The following is a 17982-nucleotide window of genomic DNA, read 5'->3' as shown; positions in this document are numbered from 1 at the left end:
AACGTCCCGGTCTTCCTACTTGATAAAGCAGCCATTACTCGGGAATCAGATTATAAATGAATATTGCCGCCTTATCATTGTTACTTCCTTTTCATTTGGAAGTGTGACTAAGCCCCTCCATCCATAAACTTTGTTTCTTTTCTGCTGTCTTCAATGCATCCAAAACAATAGAACGTAAATCTATAATTGATCCAAATACACCATCCAAAACCTTTGTACGATGAGCATCATTTTTTGCTTTGGCTTTTTCTTTATAAGAATCTAAAAAGTCCTTTCTGAGTGAATTAATTTCATCCTCTTTGTTTTCCTTTCGTAACTGAGCCACTTTAGCACCTTGGAATAAATCGAAGGCTGAATGAGCTCCCATTACGGCAAGGGTTCCTTCCTCCCATGCATGGTATGACACTGCTGGTCTTAAAAAACCACTAAAAGCATGGATCTGGCGTCCACCATAATTTTGTCTGAGAACAATTGACACGATAGGATTTGTGGAGAGGACATTTACATCCAACGACTCACCACCTATTTGTTGAATGCGTAGTCGTTCTTGTTTGGTTCCAGGAACAAAACCAGGTGAATCGGATAACATAAGTAAGGGGATTTTGTGTTTGTTTAAAAATTCCATAAATATTCTAAATTTTTCTGTTCCCTGGGCATCAGGTGCTCCGCCGTCTTTTGGTTGGTCAGCGATGACACCAATGGTTTTTCCGCCGATACGACCAATCCCTGTTACCAAACTTTTACCTGGGTCTTCTTTATAAAATTCAACGAAACTAAGATCATCTAAAATTTCACGAATCACCAATTTTTCCATATCATAGGCAACAGAAGAATCAATGGGAATTTGTGGATAAGAATGGCGATTCGAAAAATTTTCTAGTTCTCTTATATGCAAAAGATTGAATATTTGAGATGCTTTCAAATATGCTTCTTCGTCCGATTGCACCGTAATCGTTGAACAATGTTCTGGGTTAGAAATTTTTGACGATGGAAATTTATTTTCCTCGAGATCCTCTGATTTTACCCAAATCCATACATCACCAACGGAAGATAATTCTGGTATAGCAAGACCTTCTCTATCTTTGACAATATGGATAAGTGCCCTACTAAACTTTTGTAATTGTTTTTGGAAGTCTCGCCTGACTCTTAGCGACTGGTTATTTTCAGCATAAGAACTTCGAAACCATTTTGAACCATAAACTAAGAGTAAACCTGAATTTATTTTCTGTGCTATCCTTACCGATTCTTTTGCTTTGACTAATGCTTGGATGGAATGAAAACCAAATTCAGTCCGGGGTCCAAGTGCGATAATCGGATTACCCGCCATTGAAAAAAGTCCAGAAACCAATGATTCCGAACCTGAATAATTTGCCTTAATGGAAAGGTATTCGCCCGAGTCCGCAATTTGTTGGATTTTTCTTTCTGAAAAAATATTTTTGGATCCATCTCGATTCTGATTTGTAAGCGAATATAAAGAAGGACTTTCCGTTTTGTTACATAGTATGGATTGTATTTTATAGAGTATTGCGATCAAGTGGGGTTTGTCGTTAGCGACAAAATCTACGGTTCCTGTTCCATGCCCCATCACTCTCGCACCACCAATTTCATAATTTGTCAAAGATTCCCCCGTGACAGATTCAATGACAGAGGCACCAGTGAGCACGCGGTAAGATTGTTCTTCATCTAAAATCACTTGGATGGAAGCCTGAGAAGACCCGTAAACATCGAGACCAGTGGAAGACCCAACTCCAACGGCAACAACATAACACTGGCTAGGGTTATCATCTGGCGCATATTTTTTAAAATTCAAATTAGGAAGAGTTTCTAAATGAAGCAAAAAATTTGATATTATGGAATCGTTATGTGATTCAATTGCGGAACGAAACTCTTTTGATTTTACCCTATGTGTAAGAAGTGCAGTGATAAAAAAACCTTCCGCTGCACGATTGAGAGCAACCATACCTTCTTTTATGTTCGCTCCAGCACCATCATTCCAAACATAAAGAGGTATATCTTTTCTATATGCAATGTAGGCAGCACTCAAATATTTTTTTCCTTCTTTATCCCCTGTTGCACCACCTGCGATACGAGAGTCTTTTAGAAAAAATAAAACATCACCAGAAGCGAGTTTTCCTAGATAAATTTTAGCTCCTACCTTTTGGATTTGTTTTTTTTCAGTGGAGCTGTCGTTCTCTAAAAAATCCAAACCTGGTATTAAAATTTCTTGGAAACTGTTTGCATCTAACGTTTCTTCGACCCACCTTTCTACAGGCCATTTGCCTTTTTCATATAGTTTGGAATCGTTTTTATCTGCCTCAGATGAGTAAGGAAATTTTATATCATTCTTTCCTATTTTATCAATTCTAAGTTTTCCATCTCTAGTGAAAAATGAATAGGTTTGAAAGAAACTTTTTTTGTTTATATTTCTTTCAATATCAATTGTTAAACTAGAGAATGCTGCATGGAAAAAAAATTCTAAAATAGAATGAGCACTATTGTATAATTTTTCATATTCAATTACCTTGTTTATATTTTTATCATCAGCGTTTGGAATTTTGTTAGAATACGAAATCATTTCTAATCTTAAAAAATCAGCCTTTTTGGCATTGTTCGCACCTTGTAAAACCGAAGCCCCAAAAATTGCTTCTTGTTCCAATTTAGGACAATGGAATTTTTCTTCGCTATCCGGAATTGGAATTAAAAAATTAGTATTCATAACCACAAACAAAAGATAGGTGGATGTTCCCTGTCCTTGGATATGAAATAAAATTTGATGCTTCAATGGTGAATGGAGTCTTCGAATTTCTCCCATGTTCTTCCAATAATTTAATTTCTTTTGGATTAAGTTTTGCACCTGTTTTGGAAAATCCGATCCAAGGTTTGGATCAGACTGATCCAATGATTGTATGAACTCCGACTCTTCCAACTTTGGTTGTTCAAATAGAGACCACGGATTCTTTTTAAATTTGGCAAAACTTTCATGGTGACGACGTGAAAGAGTTTTAATGCCTTCTGGAATATCGAAATTAAAATTTCTCCTCCTACCAAGGATAACCCGAATGATGGATTCTAATTTTGGTTCTTGTTCCCTTTCTTCAAAGTACAAAAGAACTCGCAAATTTAAACTTGTGGACTTGGACTCTGGAACAAGTGGACTTAATTTTTCTAAAATTTTTGCGAATAATTCCCTTTGTTCTTTTTGAGTTTTAAATGCAGACACCATATAATAAAAGGCTTCCCCTTGGTCAGGTCTTTTCCGAAAGGTTGTCAGTGCCTTAACTCCATAGTGGTGAAAGACTTTGGTCAATAACCTTGAAGTGGATTTGTTTGGAACAAATCCTTCTGTATCCCAATGTAAAAGAGACCTTTGCATTTCACCTAGATGTGAATGTACAGATCCTATTTCTGAAGAAAATAAACTCCGGAGTGATACATTAAATTTTATAACAAATTTTATAAATGAAGTCCAATTTTTGCTCTCTTCAGTTGATTTTAATATAGAATCTATATTAAGATGATCTAATAAGTAATGAATCCTAATATGCGAATTTTCACCTTTTATAAAACCCAAAATCCATGAATAAAAAAACTGCAAAATTTCATTTCGGGATTCGATTGAATTGAATTCAGAATCAAATTTAAAGTTTTGATTTGTATCTTTCCCAGTAGGGATGGAATTCCAATGATTCAGAATGGAAAACTTTGAAATTTCACTAGAAGTTTCTTCAATGAACAAATCACCATTTGGATTTGCGGATTCATTTGGGGTTACTCTCACAAGTACTTCGCCTTCCGAAAAACTTTTACCCAAAATTTGACCTGATGCGGTTTTTCCTCTGACCAATTTATTTAGATTTCCGTCTTCAACGATGTGTTCAATAAACCCATCAACTGGCGATTTTAAGACAGTTTCCATCTTCATCGCTGAAATCATGAGTAAAGGTTCATCCTTTTTAATCTTACTCCCGACAGTCCAAGGACGAACAGTTTTTGGATCATTGAATATTTTGACAAATGTTCCTTGGAATGGTGAACGTAAAAAACCAATTTCATTTGCTGATACATTTCCGGATTCAAACTGGAGTTGAATCCTCGCATAATGTAATTTCCCATCAAGTTTACTTGTAAATCGAATCAAATGAAAACTAGGTTTTACATCGATTCGTACAGAGATAGATCTACTTTCTGATTCCGCTAAAAATTGGTTCCCATCAGAACTATAACGTGTGATGCGAATTTTTTTTGACAAAATTGTATTCCCACTTACTAAAAATTCACCTAGACCAGTTCTAAGTACTGTTAACTTAATGATTTTGTCTTGGGATGTTATTTTAAATTGGAATGGTGAATTTAAAGTTTCATTTGAATAAAGTATTTTAACTAAATCTCTTTCACGAAATGTTTCGGAAACATTTTTACCTGATAACCGTAAAGTTTCGCCTAAACAAGCATAGATGATAGCCTCTTCCAGATAATCAGTGTTAGATATTGTTAATTCCTTATTGTCATCAAGGAGTCGATTGTCATAGTCACCGGCTCCAAATAAATCGTGCCTGATGATCATTAGAAGTTGTTCAATATTAGTGGTGATACCTCGGATGAAAAGTTCACTCAAGGCTCTTTCCATTCTTTGGATGGCTTCATTCCGATCACGTCCGTAAGAAATTAATTTCCCAACCATCGGATCAAAATCTCCAGGAATTTTATCCCCTGACTTGAATCCAAAATCGCAACGAATCCCATTAAACGTTGGCAATTCTAACTCTTTGATTTTTCCAGGAGACGGTGAATAGTTTTGGAAAGGGTCTTCTGCATAAATACGGCATTGGACAGAATGGTTTCTATCTCCAAACCGTTTTCTTTTTACCGTATCATATTGGATTTGGTTGAATCTTTCATCGAATAAAAAGATTTGCCACTTAGCTAAATCGATTCCTAAGGATTGGTCTGTTACAGTGTATTCAACTTGGAGGCGAGTGTTCATCTCCAAAAATCCAAATTGACCTGAGTTTCGGTCTAATAAAAATTCTACAGTGCCCGCACCACAACCATCTGAGTATCCAGAAATTTCAGAAAACTTTTCTGCGTTGGAAAGTAATTGTAACTGGACATGATCATCTAAAAAAGATTCTCCAGATTCTTCTATAATTTTCTGGTTTCTCCTTTGTACGGCACATTTCCGAATTCCAATGGCAACTCCATTAAAAATTTGAACTTCAAAATGTGCTGGTGTTTCTATATACTTTTCAAGATAGAAGGTATCATTCTCATAAGAATTTAGACCAATCCGTTTTGCACTTTCTATTGCTTGGGGTAATTCTTCCACGGAACGAACAACTAACATACCTTTTCCACCACCACCAGCATCCAATTTTATGATGACAGGAAATCCAATGCGTTTGGCTTCCACTTCCGCTTCTTCCACACTTTCGATAGAACCTGAACCTAAAAAAAGTGGAATCCCATTTTCTACTGCTAATCGGCGCGCATCTAATTTATTACCCACTCTTCGCATAACGGAAGATTTTGGGCCCATAAAAGTGATACGGTGATCGTAGAATTTTTCTACTTCCAGAAGGCGTTCTACGAATAAAAAATTTTCTGATAAAAATCCATAACCGGGATACACTGCATTTGCACCGGATTCTAAAATGGCAGCGCAGATCACTGGTATACTAGCATAGTTCCTTGCTTCACCTATGTAGATCACTTGGTTTGCAAATTCAAACCAAGATTGACCTCTATCTTGATCAGCAACTACCGCAACTGATTGTATGCCTTCTTCCTGTAAGGCGAGTATAAATCGTTTCGCGATCTCTCCTCTATTTGCGATGAGTACTTTTTTTAAAACACCATTTCTTTCGGAAGTTTGTTTGGCAACATTCAATCCTAAATTTGGATCACTTTTCTTAAGTTCTGATCTAACTCTTTCTATGTCTTCAAAATGTGTTAAATCTAATGTATTATTGTTATTGAATATAATATTTTTATGAACCATTTTATTTTCCTAAAATTCAATTAAAACTTGGGATGCTGCGTACTCATGTACATGCGTTATTGATAGTTTAACAGATTCCATTTGGAGATCCGAAATAGTCTTTAAAAGTGAGCCATAATAACGGAAATATGGCCTACCAAAATCATCGTTTCGAATCTCCAATTCAGAATACTTAAATGAAATCGTTGGTTTGGTATGCAACCAACTACCATCCAGAGCTTTTAGAAATGCTTCCTTAGCGGCATATCTACCTGAATAAAATGTTGCCCGCTGTTTTGTTTGTTTCAAATTTGCTGCTTGTTTCTCCCAATCGGTAAATGTTTGGTCAAAAAAAGCTGTCCCAGGATCTTTTAAGTAAGATTCAAATTCTGGAATGTACACCATATCCATACCAATCGAATAGGAACTTTTCATTTTACACTACCGACCGTAACATTCTTGGTAGTTTTTCTGTATGTTGCATCTAATAAGGCAGTTTCTTCGTCTTCCTGTGGAATGAATGATTGGGTTTTACGTTTGTACAAAGTAGTTCCATTACCCAAACGAATTTCATGGTAACGTGTGATCGCAAACCTACCTCTTTCGATACATTTGTTAACATAACTTACTTTTTCTTCCGGTGACAAATGAACCCAAAAGAAGTTCCTGTGTAAAAAGAGACAAAGTGCTGCAATATGACCAAACCCAAGGGAGGTTAATATACCCGCCTTAAAATGCCCCTTCCCAAATTGAATCGCCTCATCAGTGAAGTTGATGAAAGTATACGGATCCATGTCAGTATCTACATCCGTCAAATTTCTGTTACCTGAAATGATTCCTTCTTCAAGTGTTTGTAGCACCCCAATCGACTGCCACATAGCTGCTCCACCCTTGGAATGTCCTGTCAGGTATTTTTGCGAAACTACAGGAAGGTTGTTACCTGGAGTTCTATTTAGTTTCAACATCATCTTTTGTAAGAGGTTGTTTTCATTTTTATCATTTGCTTTGGTTGATGTGTCATGTTTGTAAGCAAATCCAATGTCATCACCTGACAATCCAAAGGAAGCCAAAGCAGATTGTATCGGAGAACTTTCTTCATTTGAGTCAGCAGCAAGAGAAAGAAGACCTATTCCTGGCGCAGGGATTGATGTGTGAATTCCATCCGTACGAGACCCTGCAAAACCTAAGATTCCGTAGACGGGAAGCCCCATTTCTAAGGCCACATCTCCCCTTGCCAAAAGTAAAATTCCTCCGCCTTGTGCTTCCACAAACCCATTCCTTCGGCTGTCGTTAGGCCTTGATACTTCTGATGCTTCAATGCCTTGGTTTTCCATTTCGAAACTGTTTGCAGTTGCGTTCATATCCCCAAAACCAATCATACTTTCCTCGAGGGTATCGTCAAAGGCACCAGCGATCATAAACTTTGCCTTTCCTGAAAGTATATTATCCCGAGCCATCTCAAGTGAAACTCCCCCAGTTGCACATGCGGCAACAGGTGTGATCACAGTGCCATACAGTCCCGCATAAGAGGTGATAGCCCATGCTGCAGCAACATTGATCAACGATTCTTGAAGTGCATCATGTTGCCTATCTTCACCAAGTCGAAAGTTTAGAAACATTCGTTTGATTTTTTGCATCCCACCCATACCTGAACCAACACTAGACCCAGCTTGGCTTGGATGAATGTAGTCAAATAATTCAAATGGATCCATACCTGCTCTGAGGTAAGCTTCACATGTACAGTACAAGTTATAGATTGTAATCGGATCCACTTGGTGGATGAGATCTTTAGGGATGCCATACCTTTCAGGATTCCAACCGTCAGGGATTTGACCTGCTATCCGTCGCTTGATTCCAACAGATTTTTTTACTTTTAAGACCGAACCTTTTTTTCGTTTGATTGTCCACTTTTCTGAAGTTGGATTGAAATAAATTTCAGTTTTTTCTGGATCAGCATTTTTATATTCTAAAGCTTCTTCTTTACTAGCGATTGGAAATATTAGATCATCTTCTAACACTACATCTGCATATACTGATATTTCTGTTGGATCAAACGGTGAGGTTTCAGAATCTACTATGCGAATACCAGTACTACTTAAAATTTCCCCTTCATACTTCTCTTTAATTTGCCATTCCAATACTGGTTCCCCAGTTTTTGTATCTGTCCAAACCTTTCCATTTGGTCCCATCTGGTATTGGATATAACCCAAACTCCATGCGAGTTCGGCACAAGCCTCTAGCGATAAAACTCCTGACTTTTCAAGTTCCCAACGGGTCATGGAGCCTCCAAAAGGACCAACCTCCGCATAACCAACAACACATACTAAATCTTTAACTTCAGTAGTTCTATTTGTTTGGTAACTAGAGAGATCTTCCTCCGTTGGAATCTCTGGAAATTTTAGCCCATGTTTTGGTAAAACATTTGTTAGTTTTTTAGAATCTGTTTCCAAACTCAATTTTTGTTTAAGACTTTGTACTTCAATGTTTTGTTTGGTTTGTGAATTTAGAAAGGTACGTATCTTTGATAAAGTTGATACTAAATTTTTTACCTTACCAAGCCCTCCAGTGAGGTCAGCCTTCACCACTTCTAATGTTTCATTGCGTAGACTCCAGGCTGCAAATCCTGTGAGTAACAAACCCATCTCCGATCGTGAGTATGTTTTTATATTGCATTCTGCTTCCAGTAGTGGAGCAGATAAATCGTTTGCTCCCATAAGCCCTGTTCCTCTAACCCATCCGATCACTGCACCGAGGATACGAACGGAATTTCCCCATTCATTTGCCTCAGAGAATTTTTTTCGGTATAAAGTTTCAAGTCCCAGTTTCGTTTCAGCATAGAGTCCATCTTTCCCAAAAATGCCATGGTTTGGGGAAAGAGGTAAAATTACTTTGAGTTTCGAATTCGATTCCTTTTGATTTTTTCTCTGTGCACCTAACTCACCGATTAGTTTTTGAACACCAATAAGCATGACTCGAACAGAAACTAACGAAGATTGGTCCAAATTGGAAGCCGCGTTTTCTTCACCCACCGCAGCAAAAGGAATTAAAAAATCTGGATGCCAATTTTTAGCTTTTAAGTAACCTACAAGTGACCGGATGTCCTCGAATGAACCTTGTGAAAATGGAACTATTTCTAATCTTGAGGTTTTTGCACCGTACATTTGGTATAATTCTTTGAACTGTTTGACTCGTTTTGTCGAATAAGATGTTGTTGTGAGCACAACATCTGCCCCGCCCATTAAAAAAGCTTTCACCACTTCCCAAGCAATCGAACCTGGGCCTGCACCTGTTACCAAAACCTTTTGGTTCTCAAAAGATATTCCTGATTTTAAAATTGTCTTCAGTACTTCTTTGAACTCATTTGTGACAGTTTCATTTTCTGCAAAAGAAGAACCAAAATCATCACTTCCACTTAGCGTTAGGCGCTCATTTGGAAAATCTTCTGGATCGATTTGGTTTATTTTTTCCTCGCAAATAAAATTTCCATCGAGTCCTACTTTGAGGTAAGGTGTTAATGTTGTGTTTGGAGCTTGGTAAACTGGATTTGGATTTGATTGTGAACTGAGGTTATCCAGAAGTTTGGTATATTCTAAACCTACAGATTTAAAATACTCAGTATCTGATTTTAAATTCGCCTTAGAAGCTTTTTCTAAAAACTGCGAACGCCAATATACAATATGATCACAAAGTTCTTTTGAATTGTGATTTTGTAAATAGACGAGATCCTCTTTTGAAAACTCTTTTGAATCCCTTCTTAAAAATGCTGCAGTCTGTTTCAATAAATACTTTTTAGCCCACTGTTTTGAGTTTTTAAAAATTACTATTTTACTTTCAGAAAAGATTGGTTGGATATCATCCGAAACGAGAGTTCGAGCTTCTTCAATGGTTTTTAAATCTTTAACCAAGTATTCTGAATATGGATCATCATCGAGCAAATGCCGGCGGAGATCTGAAATGGACTTTGAAAAAAGGCCTTCAATTCCAAAATATTTCCGTTCCAAGGCTTCGAGAGCCAATGAATCCACCATAGAACCAGCCGAATGCGAAGACTCAGATTTTTTTCTAGGAATTTGAACGTTTTTTAAGTTTGCGAATAAATCAACGGCTTGGTCTAACCACTTTGTCACTTCCGCTGCGTTAGAAAGCCGATTTTTGAGACCGATAGAACTCAAATTTCCATTTCGGAGAGAATCTCCTGAGCGAATGAAAAAAGGAAGGTATATGGAAAATAAAAATACACCTTCTTCATCTAACATTCTTTCGTCTTTTAAGAATTGAAAAATTTCTTTTCTACCAAAATCACTTGGAAAGAATTTTTTTATGCTTTCATCAAATGCTGCACGAAGGTAAGGTCCTGGTTGGTGATAGGAAGTTTGTTCTTCTAAAAGTTTTACTAAATCTTTTAAAGATTTTTCATGTCCTCCATCAAGTGAAGTCGATTTAAACTCAACACCAATATCGGCCAAAGTTTGGTTACGTTTAGATGAATTCCCACCTAACAAATCATCAATCGTTTCAGAGTCTGCTATTTCATCAAACCGAACATTTGCCTTCAATGCCAAAATCGAATACAAGGCATCCTTTTTCGAAAATTTTATGACAGGTGAATGTATTTGATTGTTAACATTCTGCTTCGGAATTTCGAGCGTCGGACTGTTTCCGACAACAGATTCCGTATTTTGTTTTTGGATGGCTACGGGAACTTCAATGTCCTCCTTTCCAACGGAAGGAGCTTCACTCCATTCTGCTTCTGGCACATCTTCCTTTTCATAAAAAACTTCATTTCGGTTTTCTTCTACATGAAGGATTTGGAAGGTAGACGAATCCCGTCTCTCTTTGAGGCTCTGCCTAGCCATTCCCGCAAGATCTCCCCTTGCACCAATGTCGATCAAACGTTTGGTTGCCAATGGTCCAAAAAGGGCTTCTTGCGTTTCGATCCACTGGACTGGCATTGCAAATTGAAACGCAAGTAACTCAATCAGAACAAGCCGTCTACTTTCATTGGTATTTCGATCATTGTATGAAGGTTTGAGTAAACTTTCGACAACGGGACTTCCTGTTTTAGAAAGTATTGCATGTAAAAATTCATCTGAAAGAGAAAATGGTTTTGCAATTAAGTTTGGAATGTAACGCCCGTCAAGTTCAGTTAACGGCGATTCGCTTCCTATATTGGATTGTAATGTTTTTCTGAACTCATCAACACCGTTAATAAGAATTCGAGAATGGAAAGGCACATCAATACCTTCTAATCGTATTGTTGTTTTTTTCCCACGAACAAATTTTTTACATTTTTCTTCTAGTAACTCTAAAGCTTGAATATTCCCTGTTACTGAATATTGTTTGTCTCGAATATTGTAATTTACCACTTCTAAATGGAGGCCAGATTCAGACTTTGCTTCATCAACTAGCTCTAGGATTTTTTCCTCATTTAAACCAACATGCCTATTGCCTAGCACAACACTCATTGCATAGGAACTTTTTCCTTCCTCATCACGAGCCACTAAACTTTGCATATTCAAACCACGGTTAAAAACGATTTTAAATACATTCTCAGGCAAAATAAATTCTCGTGCTGCAAGTGCAGAGAATTCACCTAACGAATGACCTGCGAATGGGGATTCTATATTTAAAAATCCTCGTTTCTTTAGAATTGCCCAATCTGCAAGCGATTTTGCGACAAGGGCAACTTGAGTGAATTGTGTGAGATTTAAAACTCCCTTAGGATGAACCCAATTTTTCCCTCCACAATGAAGTGATGTAGGATTATTTTGAACAACTTCCAAAAGGGAGAAATCTAGTTCATTTGTAGCAACTCTTTCCGCTAAAGACCAAACATCGCGAGCTTCAGTAAACTCTTCCAATAGTTTCATTCCCATTCCTTGGGATTGTGAACCTTGACCTGTAAACACATACGCTGTGTTAAGAGGTTTTAATAAGGCTTCAGCACGAAGTTTTGTTTCTCCATTTTTATTTTCCAAAGTAATTTCTAATGCCATATTCCCAGATTTCTGGCCAATATGAAATGCAGTTAATCGAAGTTCTTCGCCAAGTAAGACAGGTGCTTCAAAACTTTCTTTCAAAGAGACAAAACGTGATGAGTCTCCTTCACAAACATTCCGAACTAGAGAATTGACGACCTGGGAAGATGTCCAAAGTCCATGGACAATCGGACTCACCCAACCTGCTTTTTTCGCAAATCGAATGTCCGTGTGAATTGGATTTGCATCTTTCGAAGCTTTAGAATAGGGAAACATAGAATCAGGGGCAGTAAAAACTTCCGATAGAATTCTGTATTTTTTTGGAAGCGCGACAAGACCTTCTGCCTCGCGGAATACTTTAAAAAATCGATCCAAACTTGAATCTTCATTTAGATTTCTTCTTTCATCGATTTTGAAACTTCCCAGAAGAACCTCATTCATTTGGCCATTCGATTGGAAGATATTTCCAATGATGTAGTGAAAGGTTTCGGTTCCGTTTGCGATGATCCTTCGTTCTGAAGTGACAAACCTAATTTTATCTCCGACTCGAAGAGTATCGGGTTTAATATTTAAGTTAATCCAAATGAGTTGTTGAAAGACATCAATCTCAGCCTGTGAAATAAATTCTATGGATTGTTCAAGTGGAGTTGTATCAAATTGGACAAATTTTTCATTCTGATTTCTTAATAGAAACCCAGTTTCGAAGGATCCTATTTCATTTTCATAATTCCACATCACTCCTGTTACATAAAGAATGATTGATTCTCCTAATTTTTTAACTCGTGAAATTTTTGAATTAGTTTTGATAACATCATCCACCGCAACCAATGAAGCTTCAGGTTTCCAATGAAATTCTTGTGAAAAATGAAGGAGTTTAAAAAGATCCGCAGACGAATAAGATAACAATGGAAGTACGGTACTTTCCCATGAAAAAACCACTCCCATCGAAATAGGAGAAAGTTTTTTGTTAGAATCGATTAGATCCTTACGAAATAGATCCTTTGTTGCCTTTCTAAACTCAATTATGTTTTCTTCTGTGACTTTATATTCAGTAAACCACTCCTTTTCAAAAGTTCTCATACTTTCAAATGAATGGAAGTCTTCGATCACATTTGGAACTGATTTTATACCCCATACGTTCGCATAAAATTTTCTCATCTCCTCGTTCGCAAAAATTTGATCTTCAATCACTAATGTTTTGGGGCCACCACCAAACAAGAATCTCCTTTTGAATGGAATTTGATTTTGTTCTTTTGGATGTTGGAAATATAAACTGAGTTCTGCTGTATTCTGGTTAATTAAGTCTAGGGAAACATTGATAAACTTTCCATCATGAGAAAATGAACGAATTTGTATTAGTTCACCGATAGCTCCCTTTTCAATTGTAAATTTTTTAGATTCATTGGGTGAGAACCACATATCTTGGTCAGCCACACCTCCATAGATCCTGTTTGATGCAAGTAAAATGGATAAAAAACCCCCACCTTGGTGTGATAGATATTTTACCCAATCACTCCCAGTTATCTCCTCACTTGTAGGTATGCAAAACTCAGTGACTGAATCATTATGTTCAATTTGTATTCTATTTTCCTGTGTTAATGGGTTGGTTATTTTTGTAAATTCAGACCATTCGATATTTTTAGTTGGACTATCTTTATCACCTAACTCAGAAATAAATTCATAAAAAATTGAAACGACTGGTTCATTTATTTTTTTGATACCTTGAATAGCCAAAGGCCCGGGGATCCATGCACAACGATCAGGATCCATTCCAACACAATGAGAATACCATAATGAATCGGATTTGATCCATCGAAGTAAATTTTCATCTAACAGAGGAATGAAATTTACTGGTTTACCTGGTTGTTTGCATACCTCCAAGAAAAAGTCTTGGTCTTCGGGCAAAAGGATTGTGAATTGTCCATTTGGAAAAAGATTCTTCCAAATTTTTAGAAATTCATATGGATCGTCCAAAACGGAATCATTGTTTAAAATGGATAATTTTGTATCAGAATCTATTAATCTACCTTCAAATTTTAAGACGAGCTGTTCAAGTCTAACCCTATAACTCTTGTCAATGTAAGGATCGTCTGGCCATTTTCCTTCGCTAGGTAACAATCTATCGCCAGGGCAAGTTAAAAATAGAAACCTTTCCAATACTTCTGTATAACTAAGGTTTGAAAGATCTCCAAAGTATGGTTTAGCAGTGGAATTTAATAGTGAGATGATTTCAGCTTTCTTTTCTGTAATACTTTCTCTAGCGAAAACCGGATCTTTTCCTTTCGTTAAACCTTCTACTAATTCTGAGAGTTTTGTCCAAGTGTTGGATGCATAATAAATATCCGCACCAAGTGAAGATTTTCCAGAAATGATTCCACCTACTTCATTTCCATCCTTGGATTTCATCCAATCATTTCCACCAACCATTTCCTTTAACTTCTCTTTAATGGGTAATGAAGTTTTGCATTCTAATGCAGCCATAAGACGAGTACCTAAAAATACTGCATCCACTGGCATTTTTGTATTTTGATTCCAGTCACCAGATAACCATAATTTAGCATCATTAGGGGATGCGATGCCTCCTCCCACAGCCAAGATGATATTGGAACGTTTACGAATATCCTCGTATGTTTTAGAAACTAAAGTGTTTAGATCTTCCCAACTATGATGTCCACCTGCAGCACCACCTTCAATCTGCATCAGTATATTATAATTAGGAAGTGCATCAGCTATTGATAGTACTCTTTTAATTTGATCGATTGTGCCAGGTTTGAATGAATTCAACCAAATACCAATTTTTGCCCATTCTGTAAGTAAGGTTACAGCCTCATTGAGTTCTGGTATACCTGCAGAGATGGTAATACCCTCGATCGGAGCACCTTCCAATTTGAATTTTTTTATTAGAGGTATATGCAAATTCCATAAATAAGGATCGAGATATAAAAGATTGATGACAAAACCTTTTCCCAACGGAAGTTCTTTGGTTATTTTTTCTACCCTTGATCTAAAAATACCTTCGGAGACTTGCCCTCCACCAGCTAACTCAACTACATATCCTTCTTTAGCTGCTGCAATCACAATGTCTGCTTCGACAGTACTTGGCGTCATTCCACCACCAAACACAGGCGGTCGACCAGTCCAAAGCGAGTATTTGTTTTTAACAAATTTTGCCCCATTAGGAAGGTTTACTAATTCTGGTGCATAATTTTTCCAAGCTTTAGGAAATTCAAAGTTGTTAGTTTTTGCGAACTGAATAAACCGACTTTTATGTGTTAGATTCTGAATTAAATAGGATTTATCTCTTAAAAATCTCTTTGTTATTTTTTCTATAAACTCACCCGGCCCAAAAGATAGAAGTATATGTTTACCATCTTTTTTTAAAAGAGATGACAATGTTAATTTCCAATTCAGTTGGTCTGTGCAAACCATAGCTACTAAATCAGTTTTTAAATCTTTTTTTGAATCGCGTAGGTCTGATCCATCTCGGGTATCATACAAAGGAATTTCTATCTCATTTGTTTTGGGAGCGAATCCTACTTTTTTAAAATCAGTTTGTACAAGGTTTACTACAGATTCTAACAAAGGTGAATGAAATGCAGTTGAGGATGTTATGAAATTCCAGGTTTTCACAGCATCAACTCCGGACTGTGTCAATTCGTCTCTAAATTTAAGTAAAGATTCAGGTGATCCACAAAAAACTTTACTGTTAGGTGTGTTCATTAATCCAATATGAACTTCTTCTGACTTAGATTGATTTTTGTTGAATTCATTTAAAATTTCAGTGATTTCAACATCCCCATCATTAAAAATGATTTGGGCCATAGGTGAAGGTTTTTCTCCTTTTTTTACAAAAAGGCGAAGTGTATTTGGGTCAATATCTAACTCAGGAAAGATTTGTTGGCTGCGGAATAACAGAAAGAATAAAGCTGAAAAAGTTTTTTGAAAATTATCTAAAAAGATTTCTTTATTTGGAGATGAGGAAAACAATAATCCCGCAAATATTCCTTGGGAATGACCATAAATTCCACCTATAGAATTTCTAAGTAGATTCCAATGTCCTTCTTTTATAAAACGATATAAGTGCGATGCTTGGGCTGCGAAGATCAAAGGCCCACTATAATAAGAAGATTTTAAAATCGTTTCGGTAGGAATCAAAGTTGGATCTAACATCCATTCTTTTAATGCAAAACCATTAGAAAAGTAAGTGGTGTCACCATCTTTCCTTACTAAGTCCATACAATTATCAATTGTTTTGAATAAAGTTACAAAAAAATCTGATGATTCACTTTCTTCCTCAAAACTTGCAAGAAGTTCAACCATTGGATCGTTTCCTTGACCAGCAAATAGTGCACTTACGAAAACTTCCTCTTCCTTAAGGATTGAATATGGTCCAACTCCAAATGTTTTCGATGTACCATTTCCATTTGAATCTATATTTATACCTATTGAATTTTTCATACTGTTAACTTCCTATAATTTCGTTTCATGAACTTTTTTAATTTACGACTTCGATGTTGGATCAAAGAGATTTGTACTGAAAGATAGAACCTATCGGGTGTTTGTTCAATTTTCTATTCCTGATCATTTAACCTTTCCTATTCATTTAAGAACAAACTCTGACTGATTTCAAATTTTATGAAAAAGCAAAGTGAACATAAATCGATTGTTGAAGGTTACAGAAATTTAGGTGTTTCGGCTTGAATGTTTCGGCTTTAAATTGTTGATTATTTTTGAATGTTTCGGCTATTTATGTAAATTTAATTCATAACTATACCAATTTGGCTTTATTTTACACTTACATAATCATATCTTAGTTTAGATTTGGAAACTGCACCACATTCAATGAAAAGGAGAAACTCATTATACGTTTGGGACACCCAGGTTCTTTATGCGGCATGGGAAGAAACCACTACGATGCATAGCCTTTATTCAGCATCGCTTTGTTTTTCGGTTGATCTACCTTCAAAAATATTTCTATCAAATGAAAATTATGTTGAATATACAGGAGTATTTCTACCACCTAATACAAATTATTATCAAATTTCAAAGAATACACATATAATAAATATTTATATTGATCCGGACTCATTTTTGTTTGAACGTTTTTCTGGCAATATTAAAGACGGTGTTCAATTTTTTGATTCTACAAAGATTCCCTATTTAAAAAAAATACTAGATGTATTATTAGATGAAAAATCACCAAATGAGGAAGTATTAGGCTGTTTAAAATTACTCGTAGATTCTGTGTTTGGTTCACTTTTACAACAAAAACCACCGGAAGAATTGGATCCAAGGATTTTCACAGTTGCAAAATACCTTCGTTCACAAACATACCTACCACAACCAGAAGAAGTTAAACTAAAAATTTTAGCAGATATAGTAAATTTATCTGAAGATAGATTTCGACATATATTCAAAGAAACACTTTTAACTTCTGTTAGGAAATTTATACTAAGTTTGCGATTAAAAATAGCAGCACGAAATTACCATACAAGTGCAAATTTTACGGAAGTCGCCCACCTTGCTGGATTCTCTGATTCAGCCCATTTCAGTAGAACGTTTCGATCTGCATATGGCCATAGCCCTTCTGCTGTATTTAGAAATCCAAAAAGGACACGAATTTGTTTTATCAATATGGAATCATAAAGCATAGTCGCCTTTAAAAAGAAAAAATAGGCATAAAAAAAGCAGTAGAATTTATTCCTGACTCCTGCCAGCTGAACTTCCTGTTCAGACTGGCGAGCTTTGGCCATGGCTTCATGTTTTCCCATCTCCTGCTCGACTGGGCTTCCTGCCCAGACTCGCGAGCTTCGCAATCCTGCTACGCCTCCGATGGAAATACATTCCGCTTTGGTAACCACGGAATTTATAAGTCAAACCCCAGGGCATAAAAAAAGCCTCACATCTTTCGAGGTAAGGCTTTTCCCAACATTTGTATACGACATGTAAGTTAACAAACAACGCTTTCAATGACATACACGATCGTAATCGTGTATATTGTAATATGGTCAAGCCGATCGAGCGATT

The 17982-nt window shown here is 36.5% G+C and carries 4 protein-coding genes; 1 reads left to right on the top strand and 3 read right to left on the bottom strand.

The window, feature by feature from the left end:
* Positions 1-91: 91 nt before the first annotated feature.
* The 3 genes from CH354_RS12770 to CH354_RS12760 are packed head-to-tail and all read right to left on the bottom strand — an operon-like array spanning position 92 to position 16413.
* Positions 92-5998 carry a carboxyl transferase domain-containing protein gene (locus CH354_RS12770; protein ID WP_100728381.1) on the bottom strand — a complete coding sequence of 1969 codons (5907 nt, stop codon included), beginning with the start codon at positions 5996-5998 and terminating at the stop codon, positions 92-94.
* A gap of 9 nt (positions 5999-6007) precedes the next feature.
* A complete protein-coding gene (locus CH354_RS12765) occupies positions 6008-6412 on the bottom strand; it encodes a holo-ACP synthase (protein WP_100727771.1) in 405 nt (134 codons plus the stop codon).
* On the bottom strand, positions 6409-16413 hold the full coding sequence (locus CH354_RS12760) for a type I polyketide synthase (RefSeq protein WP_165780943.1): 10005 nt from the start codon (positions 16411-16413) through the stop codon (positions 6409-6411). Before CH354_RS12760 ends, CH354_RS12765 begins: the two co-directional genes overlap by 4 nt.
* 384 nt (positions 16414-16797) lie before the next feature.
* On the opposite strand from CH354_RS12760, the gene CH354_RS12755 reads away from it, so the two are divergent.
* Entirely contained in the window at positions 16798-17601 is an 804-nt protein-coding gene (locus CH354_RS12755) for a helix-turn-helix domain-containing protein (protein WP_100727770.1), read from the top strand.
* The last annotated feature ends 381 nt before the right edge of the window (positions 17602-17982 follow it).

The sequence above is a fragment of the Leptospira levettii genome, from assembly GCF_002812085.1.
Classification (GTDB): domain Bacteria; phylum Spirochaetota; class Leptospiria; order Leptospirales; family Leptospiraceae; genus Leptospira_A; species Leptospira_A levettii.
Note: the sequence above shows the minus strand (reverse complement) of the source record. Positions and strands in the feature narration are given on the sequence as shown.